At 67.8% G+C, this 26,464-nt stretch carries 21 protein-coding genes; 15 read left to right on the top strand and 6 right to left on the bottom strand.

What is annotated here, in order from left to right:
* Positions 1-3: 3 nt before the first annotated feature.
* The 6 genes from rodA to VL129_RS08080 are packed head-to-tail and all read right to left on the bottom strand — an operon-like array spanning position 4 to position 5,814.
* The gene (rodA, locus tag VL129_RS08105) at positions 4-1,101 is read right to left on the bottom strand and encodes a rod shape-determining protein RodA (RefSeq protein WP_325412098.1); all 1,098 of its coding nucleotides are present in this window, start codon (positions 1,099-1,101) and stop codon (positions 4-6) included.
* 31 nt (positions 1,102-1,132) lie between these two features.
* Positions 1,133-3,031, bottom strand: coding sequence for a penicillin-binding protein 2 (mrdA, locus tag VL129_RS08100; RefSeq protein ID WP_325411880.1), 1,899 nt, complete (start codon positions 3,029-3,031; stop codon positions 1,133-1,135).
* A gap of 12 nt (positions 3,032-3,043) precedes the next feature.
* Positions 3,044-3,511 carry a 23S rRNA (pseudouridine(1915)-N(3))-methyltransferase RlmH gene (rlmH, locus tag VL129_RS08095; RefSeq protein WP_325411879.1) on the bottom strand — a complete coding sequence of 156 codons (468 nt, stop codon included), beginning with the start codon at positions 3,509-3,511 and terminating at the stop codon, positions 3,044-3,046.
* Positions 3,512-3,514: 3 nt separating this feature from the next.
* Complete coding sequence (gene rsfS, locus VL129_RS08090) at positions 3,515-3,880, bottom strand: ribosome silencing factor (protein ID WP_325411876.1); 366 nt, start codon at positions 3,878-3,880, stop codon at positions 3,515-3,517.
* A 24-nt stretch (positions 3,881-3,904) separates the two neighbouring features.
* Positions 3,905-4,549, bottom strand: coding sequence for a nicotinate-nucleotide adenylyltransferase (nadD, locus tag VL129_RS08085; protein ID WP_325411874.1), 645 nt, complete (start codon positions 4,547-4,549; stop codon positions 3,905-3,907).
* Positions 4,549-5,814 (bottom strand): glutamate-5-semialdehyde dehydrogenase, encoded by a 1,266-nt coding sequence (locus VL129_RS08080; RefSeq protein WP_325411872.1) that lies wholly within the window; start codon positions 5,812-5,814, stop codon positions 4,549-4,551. The genes nadD and VL129_RS08080 overlap by 1 nt, the downstream gene beginning before the upstream one ends.
* Before the next feature lie 169 nt (positions 5,815-5,983).
* Between VL129_RS08080 and dsbD the strand changes: the two genes are divergently transcribed.
* The 15 genes from dsbD (at position 5,984) to uca (ending at position 26,464) form a co-directional block, all read left to right on the top strand.
* Complete coding sequence (dsbD, locus tag VL129_RS08075; protein WP_325411870.1) at positions 5,984-7,729, top strand: protein-disulfide reductase DsbD; 1,746 nt, start codon at positions 5,984-5,986, stop codon at positions 7,727-7,729.
* Positions 7,730-7,919: 190 nt separating this feature from the next.
* Complete coding sequence (gene aroQ, locus VL129_RS08070; RefSeq protein ID WP_325411868.1) at positions 7,920-8,363, top strand: type II 3-dehydroquinate dehydratase; 444 nt, start codon at positions 7,920-7,922, stop codon at positions 8,361-8,363.
* Positions 8,364-8,386: 23 nt separating this feature from the next.
* Complete coding sequence (accB, locus tag VL129_RS08065) at positions 8,387-8,842, top strand: acetyl-CoA carboxylase biotin carboxyl carrier protein (RefSeq protein WP_325411866.1); 456 nt, start codon at positions 8,387-8,389, stop codon at positions 8,840-8,842.
* Positions 8,843-8,859: 17 nt separating this feature from the next.
* Complete coding sequence (gene accC / locus VL129_RS08060) at positions 8,860-10,212, top strand: acetyl-CoA carboxylase biotin carboxylase subunit (RefSeq protein ID WP_325411864.1); 1,353 nt, start codon at positions 8,860-8,862, stop codon at positions 10,210-10,212.
* Between the two features lie 111 nt (positions 10,213-10,323).
* Positions 10,324-11,202, top strand: a complete 879-nt coding sequence (gene prmA, locus VL129_RS08055) for a 50S ribosomal protein L11 methyltransferase (RefSeq protein WP_325411862.1) — start codon at positions 10,324-10,326, stop codon at positions 11,200-11,202.
* A gap of 55 nt (positions 11,203-11,257) precedes the next feature.
* Entirely contained in the window at positions 11,258-12,463 is a 1,206-nt protein-coding gene (locus VL129_RS08050; RefSeq protein WP_325411860.1) for a DUF3426 domain-containing protein, read from the top strand.
* 181 nt (positions 12,464-12,644) lie between these two features.
* Positions 12,645-13,640, top strand: a complete 996-nt coding sequence (gene dusB, locus VL129_RS08045) for a tRNA dihydrouridine synthase DusB (RefSeq protein WP_325412096.1) — start codon at positions 12,645-12,647, stop codon at positions 13,638-13,640.
* On the top strand, positions 13,637-13,948 hold the full coding sequence (fis, locus tag VL129_RS08040; protein WP_325411858.1) for a DNA-binding transcriptional regulator Fis: 312 nt from the start codon (positions 13,637-13,639) through the stop codon (positions 13,946-13,948). Before dusB ends, fis begins: the two co-directional genes overlap by 4 nt.
* A 45-nt stretch (positions 13,949-13,993) precedes the next feature.
* Positions 13,994-15,601 (top strand): bifunctional phosphoribosylaminoimidazolecarboxamide formyltransferase/IMP cyclohydrolase, encoded by a 1,608-nt coding sequence (gene purH, locus VL129_RS08035; RefSeq protein WP_325411856.1) that lies wholly within the window; start codon positions 13,994-13,996, stop codon positions 15,599-15,601.
* Positions 15,602-15,813: 212 nt separating this feature from the next.
* Complete coding sequence (purD, locus tag VL129_RS08030) at positions 15,814-17,103, top strand: phosphoribosylamine--glycine ligase (RefSeq protein WP_325411854.1); 1,290 nt, start codon at positions 15,814-15,816, stop codon at positions 17,101-17,103.
* A gap of 115 nt (positions 17,104-17,218) precedes the next feature.
* Positions 17,219-19,969 (top strand): response regulator, encoded by a 2,751-nt coding sequence (locus VL129_RS08025; RefSeq protein WP_414705167.1) that lies wholly within the window; start codon positions 17,219-17,221, stop codon positions 19,967-19,969.
* 83 nt (positions 19,970-20,052) lie between these two features.
* On the top strand, positions 20,053-20,649 hold the full coding sequence (locus VL129_RS08020; protein ID WP_414705166.1) for a MarC family protein: 597 nt from the start codon (positions 20,053-20,055) through the stop codon (positions 20,647-20,649).
* Positions 20,650-20,897: 248 nt separating this feature from the next.
* Entirely contained in the window at positions 20,898-22,706 is a 1,809-nt protein-coding gene (atzF, locus tag VL129_RS08015) for an allophanate hydrolase (protein ID WP_325411850.1), read from the top strand.
* A 10-nt stretch (positions 22,707-22,716) separates the two neighbouring features.
* On the top strand, positions 22,717-22,842 hold the full coding sequence (locus VL129_RS08010; protein ID WP_325411848.1) for a hypothetical protein: 126 nt from the start codon (positions 22,717-22,719) through the stop codon (positions 22,840-22,842).
* Positions 22,835-26,464, top strand: a complete 3,630-nt coding sequence (uca, locus tag VL129_RS08005) for an urea carboxylase (RefSeq protein WP_325411846.1) — start codon at positions 22,835-22,837, stop codon at positions 26,462-26,464. Before VL129_RS08010 ends, uca begins: the two co-directional genes overlap by 8 nt.

Raw genomic sequence — 26,464 nt, 5'->3', positions numbered from 1 at the left:
ACATTACGCAATCCACTTGCGATGGGTGTGGATCGCCATGAGAACCCCAAATCCGGACAGCAGGGTGACCAGTGACGTACCACCGTAGCTGATGAAAGGCAGCGGCACCCCCACCACCGGCAACAGACCGCTGACCATGCCGATGTTGACGAACACGTAGACGAAGAAGGTCAGCGTCAGACCGCCGGCCCACAGCTTGCCGAACAGGCTCTGCGCCTGCACGGTGATGACCATGCCACGAGCCAGCACCAGCAGATAGAGCAGCAGCAGCAGGCAGATGCCGACCAGACCGAACTCTTCGCCAAGCACGGCAATGATAAAGTCGGTATGGCTTTCCGGCAAAAAGTCGAGGTGCGACTGGGTGCCCTGCAACCAACCCTTGCCGAACACGCCGCCCGAGCCGATCGCCGCCTTGGACTGGATGATGTTCCAGCCGGTTCCCAGCGGATCGCTTTCCGGATCGAGGAAGGTCAGCACGCGCTGCTTCTGATACTGGTGCATCACGAACAGCCACATGAACACCGCCACCGGCACCGCGGCGGCGCTGGCACCGAGCACCCAGCGCCAGCGCAGACCGGCGACGAACATCACGAAGGCGCCGGAGGCGAGGATCAGCAGCGAGGTGCCCAGGTCCGGCTGCTTGAGGATAAGTATGAAGGGCATACCGATCAGCACCAGTGCCCAGGCGGTATGTTTCAGGCTCGGCGGCAGGTTGTAGCGGGCCAGGTACCAGGCGACGGTCGCCGGCATGAGAATCTTCATCAGCTCCGCCGGCTGGAAGCGAATCACCCCCGGAATGTTGATCCAGCGCGTGGCGCCCATGGCGGTGTAGCCGAACAGTTCCACCCAGAGCAGCAGCAGCAGCCCGAACCCGTAGCCGAAGGGAATCCAGCGGGCCATGAAGCGCGGATCGAGCTGGGCGATCAGCAGCATGGCCAGCAAGCCGATACCGAACGAGGTGGCCTGCTTCATCACCATGTCGACGTTCTTGCCGCTGGCCGAATAGAGGATGAACAGGCTCGCCGCCGCCAGCGTCAGCAACAGCAGCAGCAGCAGGCCGTCGATGTGCAGGCGCTGCAGCAGGCTGGCGCGGCGGCTCAGCGGATCGTAATCGGAGAGGGAGCGATTGAATTCAGTTGCCACGGTTGTTCACCACCTTCGGGGCTTGCGGCGGAGCGAACGAAGGCTTGAGCTGGCCCTGATCATCCAGCAGCCAGGCATCCATCACCTGACGGGCCACCGGACCGGCCACGCCGCTGCCCGATTCACCATTCTCCACCATCACCGCCACGGCGATCCTCGGGTCGTCCGCCGGCGCGTAGGCGATGAACAGCGCGTGGTCGCGATGCCGCTCCTCCAGCTTCTCGCTGTCGTACTTCTCGCCCTGCTTGATGGCCACCACCTGGGCGGTGCCACTCTTGCCGGCAATGCGATACGGGGAGTCCAGGCCGATGCGCCGCGCCGTTCCGCGCGCGCCATGCACCACCGACTCCATGCCCTGGCGGGCGTAATCCCAGTAGCGCGGATCGCGCAACTCGATGTCGGGCACCGGATTGCCATCCACCGGCGGCACGCCACCGACGGTCTTGGCCAGGCGCGGGCGGATCCACTTGCCGCGCGTGGCCATCAGCGCAGTGGCCTGGGCCAGCTGCAGCGGCGTGGCCTGCATGTAGCCCTGGCCGATGCCGAGAATCAGCGTTTCGCCCGGATACCATACCTGCCGGTAGCGACGCTGTTTCCAATCACGCGACGGCATCAGGCCGGCGGTTTCCTCGAAGATGTCCAGGGCGACCCGGGTGCCGAAACCGAAACGGGTCATGTAATCGTGCAGCTGATCGATGCCCAGCTTGTGGGCCAGGTCGTAGAAATAGGTGTCGTTGGAGCGGGCGATGGCCAGCTCCAGATCCACCCAGCCGTCGCCGTAGCGGTTCCAGTTGCGGTATTTGTGCGACACGTTGGGCAACTGGTAGTAACCGGGGTCGAATACCTTGGTCTGCGGAGTGATGGCATTGGTGTCCAGGCCGGCCACGATCACCATCGGCTTGATGGTCGAACCCGGCGGATAGAGGCCGCGCATCACCCGGTTGTACAGCGGCCGGTCGATGGACTCGCTGAGCTCGGCGTACTTGCGGAAACTGATGCCGGTGACGAACAGGTTGGGGTCGAAGCTCGGTTGGCTGACCACCGCCAGCACCTCGCCACTGGCCGGTTCGATGGCCACCACCGCGCCGCGCCGGCCGCCCAGGGCGGCCTCGGCGGCGGCCTGCAGGCGGCTGTCGAGGGTCAGCACCAGATCCTTGCCGGGCACCGGCGGCGTGCGTTTGAGTACCCGCAGCACCCGCCCCCGGGCATTGGTCTCGACTTCCTCGTAGCCGACCGTGCCGTGCAGCTCATCCTCGTAGAAGCGCTCCAGGCCGGTCTTGCCCGTGTGGTGGGTGCCACTGTAGTTGATCGGGTCCAGGCGCTTGAGCTCCTGCTCGTTGATGCGCCCGACGTAGCCCACCGAGTGGACAAAGTGTTCCTGTTGCGGGTAGTGGCGCACCAGTTGGGCGGTCACCTCCACGCCCGGCAGCTGGAACTGGTTCACCGCGATGCGCGCGATCTGCTCTTCGGACAGCTCGAACATGATCGGCACCGGCTCGAACGGCCGCCGCCCCTGACGCACGCGTTTCTCGAAGAGTGCCCGCTCGCTCTCGCCCAGGCCGAGAATCTCCACCACTCGATCCAGCTCGGCCTGCCAGTCCTTGGCCCGCTCGCGGGTCACGGTCAGACTGAAGCTCGGTCGGTTCTCGGCGAGGATCACGCCGTTGCGGTCATAGATCAGCCCCCGGTTGGGCGGGATCGGCTGCACGTGCACGCGGTTGCTTTCCGACAGCGTGGAATGGTGTTCGTACTGGACCACCTGCAGGTAGTACATGCGCCCGATCAGCATCAGCGTGAGCAACCCGACCGCCAGCGCGCCCACGAGCATGCGCCGCCGCACCAGGCGGGCGTCGCGTTCGTGGTCCTGCATGAAGAGCGAATCCGGCATCGGTACTACACGCTACTTGTGATAGGGGTGTCCGCTGAGCAGGGTCCAGGCGCGATAGATCTGTTCGCCGACCAGGATGCGCACCAGCGGGTGCGGCAAGGTCAGCGGCGACAGGGACCAGCGCTGCTCGCTGCGGGCGCAGACCTCGGGCGCCAGGCCTTCCGGACCGCCGACCATCAGATTGACAGTCCGCGCCTCCAGACGCCAGCGATCCAGTTCACTGGCCAGTTGCTCGGTGCTCCAGGCCTTGCCCTGCACCTCCAGGGTGAGGATGCGCTCGCCCGGCTGCACCTTGGCCAGCATGGCCTCGCCTTCCTGGCGGATCAGCCGCGCCACGTCGGCGTTCTTGCCGCGCGTGTGCAGGGGAACCTCCACCAGTTCCAGGCTCAGCTCGGCGGGCAGGCGCTTGACGTACTCCTGCCAGCCCTCCTCGACCCAGCGCGGCATGCGCGAGCCGACGGCGATCAGGCGCAGCTTCACGGCTTACTCTTGCTCTTGCTCGCCGCCATGGCTGGCGCGGCTCTGCTCGGCGCCACGCCACAGGCGCTCCAGGTCATAGAACTCGCGGGTGGCGGTCTGCATGGTGTGCACCACCACGTCACCCAGGTCGATCAGCACCCACTCGCCGCCTTCCATGCCTTCGCAGCCCAGCGGGCGCTTGCCCTGCGCCTTGACCTTCTCGATGACGTTGTCGGCCATCGACTTGACCTGCCGGTTGGAGGTACCGCTGGCGATCACCATGAAATCGGTGACGCTGGTCTTGCCGCGCACATCGATGACGGTGATGTTCTGGGCCTTCATGTCTTCCAGCGCGTCGACCGCGATCTGGACCAGTTGTTCGTTCTGCATATCAATACTCGTATGAAAAAGGGTTCACGGGGACGCCGGGTACAGCCCGTGCGCCTGGATGTAGGCCAGCACCGCGTCCGGCACCAGAAAACGGATCGAGCGACCCTGCGCCAGCCGTTCGCGCAACTGGGTCGCGGAAATTTCCAGCGGCGTCTGCCAGACGAAGGCAATCTGCCCGCCCGGCCCGCAGAGTGCCTGCGGATCGCTCACGCTGCGCGCGGCCAGCAGGTTGCGCAACGCATCCGGCGCTTCCACGTCGGCGTCCGGTCGCTGCAGCACCAGCAGGTGGCAATGCAGCAGCAGTTCTTCCCAGCGGTGCCAGCTCGGCAGGCCGCAGAAGGCGTCCCAGCCCAGCACCAGAAACAGCTGGTCGTCGGCGGCCAGCTCGCTGCGCAGGGATTCCAGGGTGTCGATGGTATAGGAGGGACGTTCGCGGCGCAGCTCGCGATCATCGACGGTCAGGCCCGGCACGCCTTCCACCGCACGGCGCACCATGGCCAGGCGGTCCTCGGCGGACACCTGCGGAGCATCCCGGTGCGGCGGCCGGGCGCTGGGGATCAGGCGCACTTCATCGAGGGCGAACAACTCCGCGACCTCCAGCGCGCCGCGCAGGTGGCCGATGTGCACCGGATCGAAGGTGCCGCCCAGAATGCCGACGCGCCGCACCATCAGCCGCGCACGTGCCCGTCGCCGTACACCACGTACTTCTCGCTGGTCAGGCCTTCCAGGCCAACCGGGCCGCGGGCGTGCAGCTTGTCGGTGGAGATGCCGATCTCGGCGCCCAGCCCGTACTCGAAGCCGTCGGCAAAGCGCGTGGAGGCATTGACCATCACCGAGCTGGAATCCACCTCGGTGAGGAAGCGCCGCGCATCGCTGAAGTTCTCGGTGATGATCGCGTCGGTGTGCTGCGAGCCGTAGTGGTTGATGTGCTCGATGGCGGCATCCAGCGAGTCCACGATGCGGATCGCCAGGATCGGCGCGTTGTATTCGGCGAACCAGTCGTCCTCGCTCGCTTCGCGCACATCGGCGCCGAGCAGCGCGCGGGTCGCCGGGCAGCCACGCAGTTCCACGCCCTTGGCGCGGTAGATGGCAGCCAGCGGCGGCAGCACGCGCTCGGCGATGCCGGCGTGCACCAGCAGGGTTTCCATGGCGTTGCACGGCGCGTAGCGCTGGGTCTTGGCGTTGTCGGCCACGCGGATGGCCTTGTCGAGGTCGGCGGCGACGTCGATGTAAACGTGGCAGACGCCGTCCAGATGCTTGATCACCGGCACCCGGGCGTCGCGACTGATGCGCTCGATCAGCCCCTTGCCGCCGCGCGGGACGATCACGTCCACGTAGTCCGGCATGCTGATCAGCGCGCCCACGGCGGCGCGGTCAGTGGTTTCCACCACCTGCACGCAGGCGGCCGGCAGGCCGGCCTCGGCCAGGCCCTGCTGGATGCATTCGGCGATGGCGCGGTTGGAATGAATCGCCTCGGAACCGCCACGCAGGATGGTGGCGTTGCCGGACTTCAGGCACAGGCTGGCGGCGTCGATGGTCACGTTGGGCCGCGACTCGTAGATGATGCCGATCACACCGAGCGGCACGCGCATCTTGCCGACCTGGATGCCGGAAGGCAGGTAGCGCATGTCGCGGATGGTGCCGATCGGATCCGGCAGGGTCGCCACCTGGCGCAGGCCTTCGATCATCTCGTCGATGCGCGCCGGGGTCAGCGCCAGGCGGTCAAGCATCGCGTCGTCCAGGCCGTTTTCGCGGCCGGCGGCCAGGTCCTGGGCATTGGCGGCCAGCAGCGCATCGCGTGCCGCATCCAGGGCGCGGGCGGCGGCCAGCAGGGCGCTGTTCTTCTGCGCGGTGGTGGCGCGCGCGGTGATCCGCGAGGCCTCGCGCGCGGCGCGGCCCAGGCGGTTCATGTAGTCGAGCACGGACTCGGTCATGATTCGGGTCTGCAAGTCGGGAAAAGGCGGCGATTATAGCCGGGGCGCCCAGGCAAAGCCCAGCACGGCGCGGGCCGCCGCAGCCCGTAATCTCTTGCGACGCCACGTCGCGCCCCCGTGCCGGCGAGTCGGGTATCATGCCGGCTCCCTGCGTTGTGACGAGACGCCCATGCGCCGCCTGCTGTTTATCCTCTTTCTGCTGTTCAGCCTGCCCACGCTGGCCGCCCTGCCCGAGGCCCCGCGCGCCCAGCCGCTGCTAAGCGGCGCCCTGAACAACAGCAGCGATTTCCTGCCCGTGGACAAGGCCTTCCGCCTGGAACTGCTGGACTCCACCCCGCAGCAGGTGCGCCTGCGCTTCAGCAACGCCGACGGCTACTACCTGTACCGCCACCAGTTCCGCTTCGCCACCGACACCCCTGGCGTGACGCTGGGCGAGCCGCGGATTCCCCCCGGCGAGAAGAAGGTCGACGAGTACTTCGGCGAGATCGAGGCCCACTACGGCATCACCGAGATCAGCCTGGCCGTGGACAACCCGCAAGGCCGCGGCTTCACCCTGCGGGTCGGCTATCAGGGCTGCGCCGACCTGGGCCTGTGCTATCCGCCGGAAACCCGCGAACTGACGATCGGCGACCCCGGCGGCGCGCCACTGGACTGGAGCAGCCTGGCGCTGTTCTTCCTGGCCGGCCTGGGCCTGACCTTCACCCCCTGCGTGCTGCCTATGCTGCCGATCCTCTCCGGCGTGGTGCTGCGCGGTCAGGTGGGCGGCCTGCGCGGCCTGAGCCTGTCGCTGGCCTACGTGCTGCCGATGGCGATCTGCTTCGCCGTGCTTGGCGCGCTGATGGGCCTGTTCGGCGCCGGCCTCAACCTGCAGGCGCGCCTGCAGTCGCCCTGGGTGCTGGCGCCGTTCGCCGCCTTCTTCGCGCTGTTCGCCCTGGCCATGTTCGGCACCTTCGAATTGCGCCTGCCCGCCTTCCTGCGCACGCCGCTGGACCGCCTGGCCGGCCAGGCGCGCGGCGGCTCGCTGCTCGGCGCGGCGGCCCTCGGCGTGCTGTCCAGCCTGCTGGTCTCGCCGTGCGTCTCCGCGCCGCTGGCCGCCGCACTGCTGTACATCAGCAGCAGCGGCGATGCGCTCGGCGGCGGCCTGAAGCTGCTGGCCCTGGGCCTGGGCATGGGCACGCCGCTGGTGCTGTTCGGCGCCGGTGGTGGCGCGCTGCTGCCCAAGTCCGGCCCCTGGATGGTCGGCGTGCGCAACGCCTTCGGCGTCATGCTGCTGGCGGTCTCGATCTGGCTGCTGGAGCGCGTACTGCCGGGCCCGCTGTCCCTGGCGCTGTGGGGCCTGCTGGCGGTCGGCACCGCGCTGTGGCTCGGCGCCCTGGAATTCATCCCCAAGCCGGGCCGCCAGAAGCTCGGTCAACTGGCCGGACTGGCCCTGCTGGTCTACGGCCTGAGCGCCTGGGTCGGCGCCCTGCAGGGCGAATCCGATCCGCTGCGCCCGCTGGGCCGGCTGGAAGCCAGCAGCGCGGCGCCATCGGCCCGCGCGCAGAGTGACACCTGGCTGACCCTCGACCAGCCCGCCGCACTGGACGCCGCCCTGGCCGCCGCCCGCGCCGCCGGCCAGCCGGTGCTGCTGGACTGGTACGCCGACTGGTGTGTGAGCTGCAAAGTGATCGAACGCGAAGTGCTCGAAGCGCCGCAGATCCGTGAACAACTGAGCGGCTATCGGCTGCTGCGCTTCGACATCACGCGCAGCGACGCCGCCCAGCGCACGCTGCTGGACCGCTACCAGCTGTTCGGCCCGCCAGCCCTGCAACTGTTCGCTCCCGCCGGCGACGAATGGCTGGATTTGCGCGTGGTCGGCGAGACCACCGCCGCGCAATTCGGCGAGCGCCTGCGCCAGGCCGCCTCCCGCCTGTAAGCCCCAACGGCCAGTCGCCCGCCAGCGGGACGACCGGCCGGTCGGATTCCGCCTCGCCAGCCGCGAACCCGCCCATCTTTCGGCCAATTTCGCCCATCGCCCGGCAATGGGCCGACTACTGTTGGCTTATGGACAGCCGTGCCGGTTCCCGGCATAGTCGCCGCCTCCTCTTCCCGCACAAGGTTTGCTCATGGCCACCCTGCTGGTGCTGCACGGTCCCAATCTCAATCTGCTGGGCACTCGCGAGCCCGGCATCTATGGCGCCACCACCCTGGAGCAGATCAACACCGATCTGCAACAGCGCGCCCGCGCCGCCGGCCATGAGCTGCACTACCTGCAAAGCAACGCCGAACACCTGCTGATCGAGCGTATCCACGCCGCCCGCGAACAGGGCGTGGACTTCATCCTCATCAATCCGGCGGCTTTTACGCACACCAGCGTTGCGATACGTGACGCGCTGCTGGGAGTGAGCATCCCATTCATCGAAGTTCACCTGTCCAACGTGCATAAACGTGAACCTTTCCGACATCACTCCTACTTCTCCGACGTGGCGGTGGGAGTGATCTGCGGTCTCGGCGCCAGCGGCTACCGCCTGGCCCTGGAGGCGGCACTGGAACACCTTGAACGCCCCTGACCCTACCTGGGAGTGATTGCTTAATGGATATCCGTAAAGTCAAGAAACTGATCGAGCTGCTGGAAGAGTCCGGTATCGACGAACTGGAAATTCGCGAAGGCGAAGAATCCGTGCGCATCAGCCGCAACAGCGGCAAGGTCGCCCAGCACGTCTACGCCGCGCCGGCTCCGGTCGCCGCCCCGGCCCCCGTCGCCGCAGTCGCCGCTCCGGTCGCCGAGGCCGCTCCGGCCGCCGCCAAGCTGAACGGTCACGTGGTCCGCTCGCCGATGGTCGGCACCTTCTACCGCGCCGCCTCCCCGACCTCCGCCTCGTTCGTGGAAGTGGGCCAGAGCGTGAAGAAGGGCGACATCCTGTGCATCGTTGAAGCGATGAAGATGATGAACCACATCGAGGCCGAGGCCAGTGGGGTCATCGAATCCATCCTGGTGGAAAACGGTCAGCCGGTGGAATTCGACCAGCCGCTGTTCACCATCGTCTGATGCGCGGGGAACCTGCGATGCAGCTGGAAAAAGTCCTCATTGCCAACCGTGGCGAGATTGCCCTGCGCGTGCTGCGCGCCTGCAAGGAAATGGGCATCAAGACCGTCGCGGTGCACTCCACCGCCGACCGCGAGCTGATGCACCTGTCGCTGGCTGACGAGTCGGTTTGCATCGGCCCGGCCAACGCCGCGCAGTCCTATCTGTCCATCCCGGCGATCATCGCCGCCGCCGAAGTCACCGGCGCCACCGCGATCCACCCGGGCTACGGCTTCCTGGCCGAGAACGCCGACTTCGCCGAGCAGGTCGAGCGCTCCGGCTTTGCCTTTGTCGGCCCGAAAGCCGACACCATTCGCCTGATGGGCGACAAGGTGTCCGCCAAGGAAGCCATGATCAAGTCTGGCGTGCCCGTGGTTCCGGGCTCCCAGGGTCCGCTGCCGGAAGATGAGCAGGAAGCCCTGCGCATCGCCCGCGAAGTCGGCTACCCGGTGATCATCAAGGCCGCCGGTGGCGGTGGTGGTCGCGGCATGCGTGTGGTGCACAAGGAAGAAGACCTGATCAAGTCGGCCAAGCTGACCCGCACCGAAGCCGGTGCCGCCTTCGGCAACTCGATGGTCTACCTGGAGAAGTTCCTCGGCAATCCGCGCCACGTCGAAGTCCAGGTGCTGGCCGACGGCCAGGGCAACGCCATCCACCTCTACGACCGCGACTGCTCGCTGCAGCGCCGTCACCAGAAGGTGCTGGAAGAAGCCCCCGCTCCGCTGATCGACGAGAAGGCCCGCGCCGAAGTGCTCAAGCGCTGCGTGGATGCCTGCATCGAGATCGGCTACCGCGGCGCCGGCACCTTCGAGTTCCTCTATGAAGACGGTCGTTTCTACTTCATCGAGATGAACACCCGCGTGCAGGTCGAACACCCGGTGACCGAAATGATCACCGGCGTGGACATCGTCAAGGAGATGCTCAGCATCGCCGCCGGCAACAAGCTGTCGATCAAGCAGGAAGACGTGGTGGTCCGTGGCCACGCGCTGGAATGCCGGATCAACGCCGAAGACCCGGCGACCTTCATGCCCAGCCCCGGCCGCGTCAAGCACTTCCACGCCCCGGGTGGCAACGGCATCCGTGTCGATTCCCACTTGTACAGCGGCTACGCGGTACCGCCGAACTACGACTCGCTGATCGGCAAGGTCATCGCCTACGGCAACAGCCGTGACGAAGCCATGGCGCGCATGCGCAACGCCCTGGACGAGATCGTGGTCGACGGCATCAAGACCAACGTGCCGCTGCACCGCGACCTGACCCGCGACGCGGGTTTCTGCAACGGTGGCGTGAACATCCATTACCTGGAAAAGAAACTGGGTATGGACAAGCACTAAGCTCCGGCTGACGTGTACACCAAGGGCTGCCTGCGGGCGGCCCTTGGCGTTTCTGGCCAACGCGCTATCATGCGCGCCCCATGCCGCCCCACTCGTCTACAGGTACGCCCCATGCCCTGGTTGCAAGTCCGCCTCGCCATCACCCCCGAACAGGCCGCCTTCTACGAGGACGCCCTGCTGGACGTCGGTGCCGTGTCGGTCACCTTCATGGACGCCGAAGACCAGCCGATCTTCGAACCGGACCTGGGCACCACGCCGCTGTGGACGCACACCCACCTGCTGGCGCTGTTCGAGGGCGACGCCGACGCCGAGCAGGTGCTCGCCCACCTGCGCCTGCTGACCGGTGATGAGCTGCCGGAACACCAGGTCGAGCGCATCGAGGACCAGGACTGGGAACGCAGCTGGATGGACAACTTCCAGCCCATGCGCTTCGGCCGCCGCCTGTGGATCGTGCCGAGCTGGCACGCCGCACCCGAGCCGGACGCGGTCAACCTGCTGCTCGACCCGGGCCTGGCCTTCGGCACCGGCACCCATCCGACCACCGCGCTGTGCCTGCAATGGCTGGACGCCCAGCCGCTGCAGGGTTGCTCGGTGCTGGATTTCGGTTGCGGCTCGGGCATCCTGGCCATCGCCGCCCTGCTGCTGGGCGCCGAACGGGCGGTCGGCACCGACATCGACCCCCAGGCCCTGGAAGCCTCCCGCGACAACGCCAACCGCAACGGCATCGACCCGGCGCAGTTCCCGGTCTACCTGCCGCAGGATCTGCCCGCCGAGCAGGCCGACGTGGTGGTCGCCAACATCCTGGCCGGCCCGCTGGTGCAACTGGCGCCGCAGATCACCGCCCTGGTGAAGCCGGGCGGCCGCCTGGCGCTGTCGGGTGTACTTGCCGAACAGGCCGACGAGGTGCGCGCCGCCTACGCCGACGCCTTCGTCCTCGACCCCACCGCCGAGCAGGACGGCTGGGTGCGCATCAGCGGCGTACGCCGCTGAGCACGGCTTGCGTTAGACTAACCGGCCCCCGCCCGATTCCCTGCGGATACGCGCAATGTCAGAGAACTACGTCGCCCAGTGCCCCAACTGCCGCACCCGCTTCCGGGTCAGCCGCGCCCAGCTCGGCGCGGCCCAGGGCGCGGTGCGCTGCGGCGCCTGCCTGCACGTGTTCAATGCCGCCCGGCAGATTGCCGACGCCGCCCGCAGCGCAGCACCCGCCGCTGCCAAGCCGGCCAGCCCGCCTGTAGCGGCGCCCGCCAAGCCGACGCCGGCGCCCACTGCTCCCCCTGCACCTGCGGCGGTCACGCCCGCCAAGCCCGAAATGGCGAAATCCCCGCCGGCAGACAAGCCCAAACCGACCCTGCACGATGACGAGTTGCGCATCCACGACGACCTGGACCTGGGCGACCTGGACCTGGATGAGGAACTGGAACGCCTCGACCGCACCGAACAGCAGCAGCTCTCCGCGCAGTTCAAGACCCTCAAGGGCGCGCCCGGCACCGCCGAACGCCTGCTCGGCCCGGCCGCCAAACCGGAAGCCGACGACGACGCCTGGGCCGAGGCACTGTTGCGCGACGAGGCGCTCAGCGCCGAACGTGACGAGGCCCGCGAGCCGCAGCCCGAAGCCCTCGGGCCGGCCCAGCCAGCCACGGACAAGCTGCCGGCAACGCCTGTCGAACCGCTGCGCGCGGACCATGACAACGACGAAGCCCCCGGGGTCGCCCTGCACGAACTGGCCGAGGCGCCGCTGCAGCTGGAATGGCAGAAGCCGAAGAAGCCGTGGGGCCGCTGGCTGCTCTGGGCTTTCCTGATCCTGCTGGCGCTGGCCGCGCTGGCCGCCCAGTACGTCCACCACAATTTCCAGGACCTGGCCCGCCAGGACCAGTACCGCGCCTGGTTCGAACGGCTCTGCCCGACCCTCGGCTGCAGCCTGCCGTCGAGGGTCGACATCGAACAGATCCGCAGCAGCAATCTGGTAGTACGTAGCCACCCGTCCTACCGGGGCGCGCTGGTGGTGGACGCCATCCTCTACAACCGCGCCAGCTTCACCCAGCCCTTCCCGCTGCTGGAGTTGCGCTTCGCCGACATCGGCGGCCAGCCGATCGCCAGCCGGCGCTTCAAGCCCAGCGAATACCTGAGCGGCGAACTGGCCGGGCAGAAGGACATGCCCTCGCAGACGCCCATCCACATCTCCCTGGAAATCCTCGATCCGGGCAGCAAGGCGGTGAACTACAGCCTCGCCTTCCACTCTCCTGAATAGCCGGGATCGTGGGGCACGCGCGCCTCGTCGGCCGCCTGATTCCATGCGGCGATAACGCCTCGACTGTTCAGAATTTGTTCAAAACCAACTTTAACCGGACTTCGAGAGCGGGTATCATGCCCACCCTTTTTTGCAGCCCCCGATCGACCTGAGCCAGCAGGCCCCAGAGCAGGGAAGTCCTATGTCAGCGGTACGTATCGGCCCCTACGAATTGCCCAATCGACTGATCCTCGCGCCCATGGCGGGCGTGACGGACAGGCCGTTCCGCCAGCTATGCCGGCGGCTCGGTGCCGGGCTCGTGGTGGCGGAAATGCTCACCAGCGACGTGCGCCTGTGGCACAGCCGCAAGTCGCGCCTGCGCATGCTGCATGCCGACGATGCGGAGCCGCGCTCGGTGCAGATCGCCGGCGGCGATCCGCGGATGCTCGCCGAAGCGGCGCGCGCCAATGTGGAACTGGGTGCACAGATCATTGACATCAACATGGGCTGCCCGGCGAAGAAGGTCTGCAACAAGGCCGCCGGTTCGGCGCTGATGAAGGATGAACGGCTGGTGACGGAGATTCTTGCGGCGGTGGTTGGCGCGGTGGACGTGCCGATCACCCTGAAGATCCGCACCGGCTGGGACCACGACAACAAGAACGGGCTGACCGTGGCACGGATTGCCGAACAGGAAGGCATTGCCGCGCTCGCCGTGCATGGCCGCACACGAGCCGACCTGTACACCGGGGAAGCGGAGTACGACACCATCGCCACCATCAAGCAGGCCGTTTCCATTCCGGTGTTCGCCAACGGCGATATCACCTCACCGGAAAAGGCCCGCCAGGTGCTGGCGCACACCGGCGCCGACGCACTGCTGATCGGCCGCGCGGCGCAGGGACGCCCCTGGATCTTCCGGGAGATCAACCATTTCCTGGAAACCGGGGAACACCTGCCCGAGCCGGGACTGCAAGAAGTGGAACGAATACTGCTGGATCATCTGTCGGCACTGCACGCCTTTTACGGCGACGAGATGGGCGTTCGCATCGCCCGCAAGCATGTCGGCTGGTATCTGGCAACGCTGCCGGGCGCCAGGGAGTTTCGCGCCCAATTCAATCGTCTGGACAGTACGCACGCGCAGTGCGCCGATGTTCGTGAATTCTTCGCCGCGCGGAATGCAGAGGAAGAGGTGGCCGCATGACCATGACCGAGACATTTGAAACTGGAACATCCCCCGTGAGTGAGCAAGCCAATCTGAAGCAGCACCTGAACGCGCCCGGCCAGCAGACCCTGCGTGGCAGCGTGGAACAGGCGCTGAACAACTATTTCGCCCATCTGGAAGGCGCTCCTGCCACGGACGTGTACAACATGGTGCTGGCTGAAGTCGAAGCACCCCTGCTGGAAACCGTGATGAATTATGTGAAGGGCAACCAGACCAAGGCTTCCGAGCTGCTGGGCCTCAATCGCGGCACCCTGCGCAAGAAGCTCAAGCAGTACGACCTGCTCTGAGCCTTACCGAGTTCTCCCCACTTTCAATTGCATGATGGCTTTCCAATGACTCACCAGACCACCCGCCTCCCCGTCCGCCGCGCCCTGATCAGCGTTTCCGACAAGACCGGCATCGTCGACTTCGCCCGCGGGCTCGCCGCCCTCGGCGTGGAAATCCTCTCCACCGGCGGCACCTACAAGCTGCTCAAGGACAACGGCGTCGCCGCCGTGGAAGTGGCCGACTACACCGGCTTCCCGGAAATGATGGATGGCCGGGTGAAGACCCTGCACCCGAAGATCCACGGCGGCATCCTCGGTCGTCGCGACCTGGACGGCGCGGTGATGGCCGAGCACGGCATCAATCCGATCGACCTGGTGGCGGTCAACCTCTACCCGTTCGCCGCCACCGTGGCCAAGCCGGGCTGCACCCTGCCGGACGCCATCGAGAACATCGATATCGGCGGCCCGACCATGGTCCGCAGCGCCGTCAAGAACCACAAGGACGTCGCCATCGTGGTCAACGCCGGTGATTACGCCGGCATCGTCGAGTCCCTGAAGGCCGGCGGCCTGACCTACGCGCAGCGCTTCGACCTGGCCCTCAAGGCCTTCGAGCACACCGCCTCCTACGACGGCATGATCGCCAACTACCTGGGCACCGTCGACCAGGCCGCCGAGACCCTGAGCACCGAAGGCCGCGGCCAGTTCCCGCGTACCTTCAACAGCCAGTTCATCAAGGCGCAGGAAATGCGCTACGGCGAGAACCCGCACCAGATCGCCGCCTTCTATGTCGAACCGCAGAAGGGCGAGGCCAGCGTCGCCACCGCCGTGCAGCTGCAGGGCAAGGAACTCTCCTACAACAACGTGGCCGACACCGACGCCGCGCTGGAATGCGTGAAGAGCTTCGTCAAGCCGGCCTGTGTGATCGTCAAGCACGCCAACCCGTGCGGCGTGGCCGTGGTGCCGGAGAACGAAGGCGGCATCCGCAAGGCCTACGACCTGGCCTACGCCACCGACAGCGAATCCGCCTTCGGCGGCATCATCGCCTTCAACCGCGAGCTGGATGGCGAAACCGCCAAGGCCATCGTCGAGCGCCAGTTCGTCGAAGTCATCATCGCACCGAAGGTGTCCGCCGACGCCCGCGCCGTGGTGGCCGCCAAGGCCAACGTGCGCCTGCTGGAATGCGGCGAATGGCCGGCCGAACGGGCCGCCGGCTGGGACTTCAAGCGCGTCAACGGCGGGCTGCTGGTGCAGAGCCGCGACATCGGCATGATCACCGCCGATGACCTCAAGGTGGTGACCCAGCGCGCGCCGAGCGAGCAGGAAATCCACGACCTGGTGTTTGCCTGGAAGGTGGCCAAGTTCGTCAAGTCCAACGCCATCGTCTACGCGAAGAACCGCCAGACCGTCGGCGTCGGCGCCGGCCAGATGAGCCGCGTCAACTCCGCGCGCATCGCCGCCATCAAGGCCGAGCACGCCGGCCTGCAGGTGCAGGGCGCCGTCATGGCCTCCGACGCCTTCTTCCCGTTCCGCGACGGCATCGACAACGCCGCCAAGGCCGGCATCACCGCCGTGATCCAGCCGGGCGGTTCGATGCGCGACCAGGAAGTGATCGATGCGGCCAATGAGGCGGGCATCGCCATGGTCTTCACCGGCATGCGCCACTTTAGGCACTAAACCCGGCCGCACTGGAACCGGCATCTGCGTCGTTGCCCCGGACTCCGCCAATGCTCATTGCCAACAGGCAACTGCGCTTGTCGGAGCCCGGGGCGCCTAGCATCTACCGGCCCCATTGCGACCTCATACCGAGTCGCCTGTTTTTGTAGGGTGGATAACGCTTTGTTAATCCACCGAGCGGGCCGCAGGCCCGCCCCCCATGGGAGAGAGAAATGAACGTACTGATCATCGGCAGCGGCGGTCGTGAGCACGCCCTGGCCTGGAAGGTCGCGCAGGACAAGCGCGTCGCGAAGGTCTTCGTCGCGCCCGGCAACGCCGGCACCGCCACCGAAGCCAAGTGCGAGAACGTCGCCATCGACGTGCTGAACATCGAGGCCCTGGCCGACTTCGCGGCGAAGAACGTGCAGCTGACCATCGTCGGCCCCGAGGCGCCGCTGGTGAAGGGCGTGGTCGACCTGTTCCGCTCGCGCGGCCTGGACATCTTCGGCCCGACCGCCGCCGCCGCGCAGCTGGAAGGCTCCAAGGCGTTCACCAAGGACTTCCTGGCCCGCCACAAGATCCCCACCGCCGATTACCAGAACTTCACCGAAGTCGAGCCGGCGCTGGCCTACCTGCGCGAAAAGGGCGCGCCGATCGTCATCAAGGCCGACGGCCTGGCCGCCGGCAAGGGCGTGATCGTCGCCATGACCCTCGAAGAAGCCGAGGACGCCGTGCGCGACATGCTCTCCGGCAACGCCTTCGGCGACGCCGGTTCGCGCGTGGTCATCGAGGAATTCCTCGACGGCGAGGAAGCCAGCTTCATCGTCATGGTCGACGGCGAGAACGTGCTGCCCATGGCCACCAGCCAGGACCACAAGCGCGTCGGCGACGGCGACAGCGGCCCGAACACCGGCGGCATGGGCGCCTACTCCCCGGCGCCGGTGGTCACCGACGCCGTGCACCGGCGCGTGATGGACGAAGTCATCTACCCGACCGTGCGTGGCATGGCCAGCGAAGGCAACGTCTACACCGGCTTCCTGTACGCCGGCCTGATGATCGACCAGAGCGGCGCGCCGAAGGTCATCGAGTTCAACTGCCGCTTCGGCGACCCGGAAACCCAGCCGATCATGGTGCGCCTGGAGTCCTCGCTGGTGCTGCTGGTCGAGGCCGCGCTGGCCAAGGCGCTGAACAAGGTCGAAGCCACCTGGGACCCGCGTCCCACCGTGGGCGTGGTGCTGGCCGCCGGCGGCTACCCGGGCGACTACGCCAAGGGTGACGTGATCGAAGGCCTGGCCGACGCCGCGCAGCTGGACGGCAAGGTGTTCCATGCCGGCACCGCGCTGAACGCCGAGGGCCAGGTGGTCACCGCCGGCGGCCGCGTGCTGTGCGCCACCGCCATCGGCAAGAGCGTGGCCGACGCCCAGCAGCAGGCCTACCGCCTGGCGGAGAAGATCCGCTGGAACGGCATGTTCTATCGCAAGGACATTGGCTATCGCGCCATTGCCCGCGAGCAGAAGCGCTGACGGCGACAGCTCCGCAAGCCTCGAAAAAGACGGATTTATATCCGTCTTTTTTTGTTTCCTCCCGGGGCCCGATGTCTAATAATCGGCGCACTTTTTTCACGGATCGAGAGTAGTCGTGGAGCAGTCAAGGAGAGTGATTGCGGTACTCGTCAGCCTGATGCTCAGCCTGGTACTCGGCGCCGGACTGGCCACGCCACAGGCCGAGCCCGCGCTGCCCTGGAGCCTGTTGGAAGATCCCGCCAACCGTCTGCAGCTGGACGAACTGGGGAGTGCGGATTTCACGCCCCTGGAGTCCGCCGATTTCGCGCGGCCGGCGACGCCCGGCACGCTCTGGCTACACACGTCGCTGCCTGCCTTCGCAACCTCGCACTGGCTCTGGCTGTTCGCCCCCAAGGCGCAGGAGGTGGACTTCTACCTGCTCGAAGGCGACCAGCCGATCCGTCACCTTACCTCCGGCGACCGCCATCCCCGAGAAGCGCAGGTCAAGCGTGCCGGACAGGCCTACTACTTCCGCCTGCCGGACGACGGCCAGGCCCGTGAGGTCTATCTGCGCCTGAGCAGCCACCACGCGCTGCGCGGCTGGATGCAGCTGCTCGATGAGCAGGCGCTGATCCGCCACAGCCAACCCAACTATCTGTTCGGCACGCTGGTTGGCGCGCTCGTCGCCCTGCTGATCTATTGCCTGATCTATGCGGTGGCCACGCGCAGCCAAGGCTTCGCCTGGCTCAGCGTGATGCATGCCGCCCTGCTGATCTGCTCCATGGGCAATCTGGGCCTGCTCACCGAACTGTCGAGGCAGCTGGCGATTTCGCAGACGCTGATCGGCGACCTGTTCGCCCTGCTGGCCCTGTGCAGCCTGCTGATGTTCGCCCGTCACCTGTTCGACGGCGACTCACCCCAGGAGCGGCGCCTGCTGCGAGTCGGTCATGGCCTGATCCTGTTGCCGGTCCTGCTGCTGATACCGAGCCCTTGGTCGCACTGGCTCGGCCCGCTGTTCTATCTGGCGCTGCTGGGCATCTTCGCGCTGCTGGGTTCCCTGGCCGCGCAGCAGCTCCGCGCCGGACGGACCTGGGCACGCCTGGTCGGCCTGGCCATGCTGATGCAGTTCTGCGCCTTCCTGACGTTCATGCCGGCCATGCTCGGCTATCTCCAGCTGCACTACATCCCGATTACCGTCGGCATCTACTCGGTTTCCGCGGTGGCCGGCGTGCTGCTGTGCCTGGCGCTGCGCGAGCGCCAGCACCAGATCGCCGCGGCGCTGGCCCAGGCGCGCACCGCCGACGCGGTGACCCGTGCCGAACTGCGCACCAAGGCGGATTTCCTGGCCAAGATCAGCCACGAGATCCGCACCCCGATGAACGGCGTACTGGGCATGAGCGAGCTGCTGCTCGGCACCCAGCTGTCCGGCAAGCAGCGCGACTATGTGCAGACCATCCACAGCGCCGGCAACGAGCTGCTCATCCTGATCAACGAGATCCTCGACATTTCCCGCCTGGAATCCGGCCAGATCGAACTGGATGACGTGGCCTTCGACCTCGGTGCGCTGATCGAGGACTGCCTGGAGATGTTCCGCGCCCGCGCCGAGCAGCAGAAGATCGAGCTGATCGGTTTCGTGCAGCCGCAGTTGCCCCGCGTGATCGGTGGCGACCCGACCCGCCTGCGCCAGGTGCTGGTCAGCCTGCTGGACAACGCCTTCCGCCAGACCCTGGACGGCGAGATCCTGCTGGCCGCCGCGCTCGACGGCGAGCGCCTGCGCATCACCGTGCAGGACAGCGGCGCGCCGCTGCCGGACAGCGAACGCCAGGCGCTGCTCAACGCGGCGCTGCACAGCCCCGACCTGCTGTCGGCCAGTCGCGACGGGGGGCGCCTGGGCCTGATCATCGCCCGTCAGCTGACCCTGCTGATGCAGGGCCAGTTCGACGTGCAGGCCGGCGAACGGCGCGGCAACACCCTGTCGCTGAGCCTGCCGCTGGACGCCGAACTGCTCAAGCAGCCGCTCGCCGACCTGGATGACCCGCTGCACGACGCGCGGGTGCTGGTGGTCGACGACAACGAGATCTGCCGCAAGGTACTGGTGCAGCAGTGCGCCGCCTGGGGCATGCAGGCCGTCGCGGTGGCCTCCGGCCGCGAGGCGCTGGCCATGTTGCGCACCCGCGCGCACCTGCAGAGCGATTTCGACCTGGTGCTGCTCGACCATGACATGCCAGGCATGACCGGCCTGCAGCTGGCCGCGCGCATCAAGGAAGACCCGCAGCTCAACCGCGACATCCTGCTGATCATGCTCACCGGGGTGAACAACGCGCCCAGCAAGGTGATCGCCCGCAACGCCGGCATCCGCCGCATCCTCGCCAAGCCGGTGGCCGGCTACACCCTCAAGGCCACCCTGGCCGAGGAGCTGGGCCGCCTGCCGCAGTCGGCGAGCCACCCGGCGCCGGCGCCCGAGCCGCCGCCGCTGCCCGCCGACTTCCGCATCCTGGTGGCCGAGGACAACAGCATTTCCACCAAGGTGATTCGCGGCATGCTGCGCAAGCTCAACCTGGAGCCGGACACCGTCAGCAACGGCGTCGAGGCCCTGCTGGCGCTGCGCGAGAAGGACTACGACCTGGTGCTGATGGACTGCGAGATGCCGGTGATGGACGGTTTCACCGCCACCCGCGAACTGCGCGAGTGGGAAGCCCGTGAGCAGCGCCCGCGCACCCCGGTGGTGGCGCTCACCGCGCACATCCTCGGCGAACACAAGGACCGCGCGCGACTGTGCGGCATGGACGGCCACATCGCCAAGCCGGTGGAACTGTCGCAACTGCGCGAACTGCTCGGTCAGTGGGTGCTGGAACGGGACCTGCACCGCCATGCGCTGAGCGACTGACGGGTCACGCCAACCGCGCTTTTGGCGCGCGGCTCGGCTAGAATCGCGCCGCTCAACCCATCGTTTTTCGAGACACCCCCGCCATGATCGCCGAGCTGTTCAGTATCTATCTGCGGATGCTGGTGCTTTACAGTCCCTTCTTCGTGCTCTCCTGCTTCATCAGCATGACCCGCGGCTACGCGCCGAGGGAACGCAAGCACCTGGCCTGGCGCGTGGCCACCGGCGTGCTGATCGCCAGCCTGCTGCTCTACCTGTTCGGTCGCTACATCTTCGACCTGTTCGGCATCACCATCGATGCGTTCCGCATCGGCGCCGGCAGCGTGCTGTTCATCTCCGCGCTGGGCATGGCCCAGGGCAAGGCCGTGGCGCAGAGCGACAACGTGCACCAGGACGTGACCATCGTGCCGCTGACCATCCCGCTGACCGTCGGCCCCGGCACCATCGGTGCCCTGCTGGTGATGGGCGTGGCGGACACCCAGTGGGACCAGAAGCTGGTGACCCTGGCCGCCCTGGGCCTGGCGGCGCTAACCGTCGGCGCGGTGCTCTACCTGTCCAACCAGTTCGAGAGACTGCTCGGCGAGCAGGGCCTGCAGATCGTCAGCCGCCTGATGGGCCTGTTCGTCTGCGCCCTGGCCGCACAGATCATCTTCACCGGCATCCAGGGCTACCTGATTCCGTAACGCGACGCCTCCGCTGCTCACGGCGTTGGCCACCGGGCGGGGCATCGGTGCAATCCGCGCCGGCGGCGCCCTACATTCGCACCACAACCACGCACCCACGCCCCGCCCCGGTGCGCTCGCGCCACGCATCGCGCGCGAAAAGCTGTCGAAAATGAGCGCAACGTCCTGAAAATTCAGGACTTTCCGAACCTGGCATCAGCCTTGCTCTGTCCGTTCCATCGCTTGGATACAAGATGGAACCTCAGAGCATGCCCAACGCCCCCCTCGGCTTCACCCTTGCCGACTGGCAAGCGGCCTACCGCAACCGGATCAGCCCCGCCGAGCTGATCCACGCCCTGCGCGATCAGTTGAACCCGGACGATCCAGCCTGGATCACCCTGGCCAGCCGCAGCCAGTTGGATGAACAGCTCGGCGCACTCGATCGCCTGCTCGACGCCGCCGGCGGCCAGCGCGAGGCCCTGCCGCTGTACGGCGTGCCCTTCGCCATCAAGGACAACCTCGACGCCGCCGGCTGGCCGACCACCGCCGCCTGCCCCGCCTTTGCCTACCGGGCCAGCGACGACGCCCACGTGGTCGCCCGCCTGCGCGCCGCCGGCGCCATCCTGATCGGCAAGACCAACCTCGACCAGTTCGCCACCGGGCTGGTCGGCACCCGCTCGCCCTACGGCGCGGTGCCCAACAGCTTCAATCCCGACTATGTCAGCGGCGGCTCCAGCTCCGGCTCGGCCAGCGTGGTGGCGCGCGGCCTGGTGCCCTTTGCGCTGGGCACCGACACCGCCGGCTCCGGTCGCGTACCGGCCGGCTTCAACAACATCGTCGGCCTCAAGCCGACCAAGGGCTGGCTGTCCACCAGCGGACTGGTGCCGGCCTGCCGCACCCTGGACTGCATCTCGGTATTCGCGCTGACCGTCGGCGACGCGCTGGCGGTGGCCACCCTGGCCGGTGGCTACGATCCCAGCGACGACTACAGCCGCGGCAACCCGCACAGCGCCAAGGTGGGCGTGCCGACCGCCGCAAAGCTGGCCTACCCGGCGGACCCGCAATTCTTTGGCGACGAAGCCAGCCAAATAGTCTTCGTCCAGGCGCTGGGCGAGCTGCGCGCCTTGGGCTTCGAGCTGACCCCGATTGACTTCAGCCCGTTCCAGGCGCTGGCCGAGCAGCTGTATTACGGCCCGTGGGTCGCCGAGCGCAGCGTAGCCCTGGAAAAGGTCGAGCCGGAACACATCCACCCGGTGGTGCGCGGCATCGTCGACAAGGGTCACCGGTACAGCGCCTGCGATGCCTACCGGGCCGAATACCTGCGCGCCGAACTGGCCCGCCGCATCCACGAGGCCCTGGCGCCCTTCGATGCGCTGGTGGTGCCGACCTCGCCGACGATGCGCACCCTGGCCGAAATGGAGCAGGAGCCGGTGCTGTTCAACAGCCAGTTCGGCACCTACACCAACTTCACCAACCTGGCCGACCTGTGCGCCCTGGCGGTGCCGGCCGGCTTGCGCGCCGACGGCTTGCCGGCCGGCATCACCTTCATCGCCCCGGCCTGGCGCGACCAGGCCCTGGCCGTCCTTGGCCAGCGCTGGCAACAGGCGCTGGGACTACCGCTGGGCGCCACCGGACGAGCGCTGCCGGAGCATGCGCCACTGCCCCAGGCAGCCGGCAGCGTGCGCGTGGCGGTGGTCGGCGCCCATCTGACCGGCATGCCGCTGAATTTCCAGCTCACCAGCCGCGACGCGGTGCTGGTCGAGCAGACCATCACGAGCGCCGATTACCGCCTGTACGCCCTGCCCGGCACCGTGCCGCCCAAGCCCGGCCTGGCCCGCGCCGAGGGAGGTGCGCCGATCATCGTCGAGCTGTGGGACGTGCCGCAGGCGCGCTTCGGTGAATTCGTCGCGGAGACCCCGCCGCCGCTGGGCATCGGCAACGTGCAACTGGCCGACGGCCGCTGGGTGAAGGGTTTCATCTGCGAGCCCTACGCCCTGCAAGGCGCCCGCGACATTACCCCCTTCGGTGGCTGGCGCGCCTTTATCGCCGCCCAGAACGCCACCCCGGCCAAGGCCTAAGGAGAGCGCCATGTTCCAGACCGTACTGATAGCCAACCGGGGTGACCAGCCGCGAAGCGGCGCAGCGACGAAGTCCAATTGCCGGGTGGGCGTAGCCCGCCACGGCGATCTCGCCACGGAGGCCACCCATGTTTGATACCGTCCTGATCGCCAACCGTGGCGAGATCGCCGTCCGCGCCATCCGCACCCTCAAGCGCCTGGGTGTGAAGAGCGTGGCGGTGTATTCCGACGCCGACCGCAACGCCCAGCACGTCCGGGATGCCGACCTGGCCATCGCCCTGGGCGGCGACAAGCCGGCCGACAGCTACCTGCGCGTCGACAAGATCCTCGCCGCCGCGCAAGAAACCGGCGCCCAGGCCATCTACCCCGGCTACGGTTTCCTCTCGGAAAGCGCCGAGTTCGCCGAGGCCTGCGCGGCCGCCGGCATCGTCTTTATCGGCCCGACGCCTGCGCAGATCCGCGCGTTCGGCCTCAAGCACCGCGCCCGTGAACTGGCCGCCGAGGCCCAGGTGCCGATGGCGCCGGGCACCGGCCTGCTGCACAGCCTGGATGAGGCGCTGGCCGCCGCCGAACGAATCGGCTACCCGGTGATGCTCAAGACCACCGCCGGCGGCGGCGGCATCGGCCTGACCCGCTGCGCCGACGCCGCGGCGCTGGCCAGCGCCTACGACAGCGTCAAGCGCATGGGCGAGCAGTTCTTCAGCGACGCCGGCGTGTTCCTCGAACGCTTCGTCGACCAGGCGCGCCACGTGGAGGTGCAGATCTTCGGCGACGGCCAGGGCCGCGTGGTCGCCCTCGGCGAACGCGACTGTTCCCTGCAGCGCCGTAACCAGAAGGTGGTCGAGGAAACCCCGGCGCCCAATCTGCCGCAGGCCACCCGTGAGCGCCTGCACGCCGCCGCCGTGCAGCTGGGCGCGTCGGTGAACTATCGCAGCGCCGGCACCGTGGAGTTCATCTACGACGCCGCCCGCGACGACTTCTACTTCCTGGAAGTGAACACCCGCCTGCAGGTGGAGCACCCGGTCACCGAGATGGTCACCGGCCTGGACCTGATCGAATGCATGCTGCGCGTGGCCGCCGGCGACACGCTGGACTGGCAGGCGCTGAGCCGCGCGCCGCAGGGCGTGGCCATGGAAGTGCGCCTGTATGCCGAAGACCCGCTGAAGAACTTCCAGCCCAGCCCGGGCGTGCTCACCGACGTGCATTTCCCCGACGGCGTGCGCGTGGACGGCTGGGTCAGCACCGGCAGCGAGGTGTCGGCCTTCTACGACCCGATGATCGCCAAGCTGATCGTGCACGGCGCCAGCCGCGAGGAGGCGCTGCACAAGCTGCGCGCCGCCCTGGCCGAAACCCGCCTGCACGGCATCGCCGGCAACCTGGACTACCTGCGCCAGGTGGTGGCCGACGAGCGCTTCGCCCAAGGCCGGGTGTGGACCCGCCTGCTGGACAGCTTCGACTACCAGGCCAGCGTCATCGAGGTGCTGGAACCGGGTACCTATTCCAGCGTGCAGGATTTCCCCGGCCGCCTCGGCTACTGGGACATCGGCGTGCCGCCGTCCGGGCCGATGGACGACTACGCCTTCCGCCTGGCCAACCGCATCGTCGGCAACCACGCCAGCGCCGCCGGCCTGGAGTTCACCCTGCAGGGCCCGACGCTGAAGTTCCATTGCGACGCGCTGATCGCGCTGACCGGCGCCGACTGCCCGGCCAGCCTGGACGGCGAGCCGGTGACCTACTGGGAGCCGGTCGCCGTGCGCGCCGGCCAGGTGCTGAAACTGGGCCGCGCGGCCAGCGGCTGCCGCACCTACCTGGCCGTGCGCAACGGCCTGGATGTGCCGCTGTACCTGGGCAGCCGTTCCACCTTCGCCCTCGGCCAGTTCGGCGGCCATGCCGGTCGCACCCTGCGTCCGGCCGACATGCTGGCCGTCTCGCAACCCGCGCTGCCGGCCTGCACCACGCCGGCGCCCATCGCCCCGCCGCAGGCCGCCCATGCCAGCCTGGTTCCCAGTTATGGGACCACCTGGGACATCGGCGTGCTCTATGGCCCGCACGGCGCGCCGGACTTTTTCACCCCGGAGGCCATCGAGGCATTCTTCGCCGCCGAGTGGGAAGTGCATTACAACTCCAACCGCCTCGGCGTGCGCCTGTCCGGGCCGAAGCCGAGCTGGGCGCGCGCCGACGGCGGCGAAGCCGGCCTGCACCCGTCCAACGTGCACGACTGCGAGTACGCCATCGGCTCGATCAACTTCACCGGCGACTTCCCGGTGATCCTCACCCAGGACGGCCCGAGCCTCGGCGGCTTCGTCTGCCCGGTGACCATCGCCAAGGCCGAGTTGTGGAAGGTTGGCCAGGTGAAGCCCGGCGACCGGCTGCGCTTCCACCCCATCAGTTTCCAGCAGGCCCAGGCCCTGGAGCAGGCGCAGCTGGGCAGCATCGAGGCGCTGGCCGCGATCAGCGCGGTCGGCCTGCCGGCGCCGTCGCTGCAGCCGGGCAACACCGTGTCCGCCACCGTGCTGGCCGAACTGCCGGCCAGCGCCGACCGCCCGCGGGTGGTCTATCGCCAGGCCGGCGACGCCTACCTGCTCATGGAATATGGCGACAACGTGCTGGACCTGGCCCTGCGCCTGCGCGTGCACCTGCTGATGGAGGCGCTGAAGGCGGCGAAGATCGAGGGGCTGGAGGAACTGGCGCCGGGCGTGCGCTCCCTGCAGCTGCGCTACAACAGCCGCGTGCTGCACCAGCAGACGCTGCTCGCGCACCTGCTGCGTCTGGAAGACCAACTGGGCGATGTCGCCGACCTCAGGGTGCCGACCCGCATCGTGCACCTGCCGATGGCCTTCGAGGACAGCGCCACCCTCGGCGCGGTGACCCGCTACCGGGAAACCGTGCGCGCCGAGGCGCCCTGGCTGCCCAACAACGTCGACTTCCTGCAGCGCATCAACGGCCTGGACCGCCGCGAGCAGGTCAGGGACATCCTGTTCGACGCCAGCTACCTGATCCTCGGCCTGGGCGACGTCTACCTGGACGCGCCCTGCGCCGTGCCGCTGGACCCGCGCCACCGCCTGCTCAGCTCCAAGTACAACCCGGCGCGCACCTACACCGCCGAAGGCACGGTGGGCATCGGCGGCATGTACATGTGCATCTACGGCATGGACTCGCCCGGCGGCTACCAGCTGGTCGGCCGCACCCTGCCGATCTGGAACAAGTACCTGAAGAACGCCCAGTTCGAGCACGGCGAACCCTGGCTGCTGAAGTTCTTCGACCAGGTGCGTTTCTACGAAGTCAGCGAGGCCGAGCTGACCGCCTTCCGCGAAGCCTTCCGCGAGGGCCGCGCGCAGATCCGCATCGAGCAGGGCGAATTCGACTTCGCCGAATACCAGCGCTTCCTGGCCGCCAACGCGGAGAGCATCGCCGCCTTCCAGCAGCGCCAGAAGGCCGCCTTCGACGCCGAAGTCCAGCTGTGGCGCGACGATGATCCCGCCGCCGCCCAGCCGCTGGCCGGCGCCAGCGATGATGACGGCGACCTGGACGGCCACCTGGTCAGCGCGGAGATGAGCGGCAGCGTCTGGAAGGTGCTGGTGCAGCCCGGTCAGCGCGTCGAGGCCGGCACGCCACTGCTGGTGGTGGAGGCCATGAAGATGGAGCTGGCGGTCATCGCCCCGGTGGCCGGCATCGTCAAGTCGGTGCGCTGCCAGCCCGGCAAGGCGGTCACGCCCGGCGACGCCCTGCTGCTGCTCGAACCCCACGAGGCCGCCTGA

Origin of the sequence: Pseudomonas sp. (genome assembly GCF_035497915.1) — a bacterium.
Taxonomy (GTDB): Bacteria; Pseudomonadota; Gammaproteobacteria; order Pseudomonadales; family Pseudomonadaceae; genus Serpens.
Note: the sequence above shows the minus strand (reverse complement) of the source record. Positions and strands in the feature narration are given on the sequence as shown.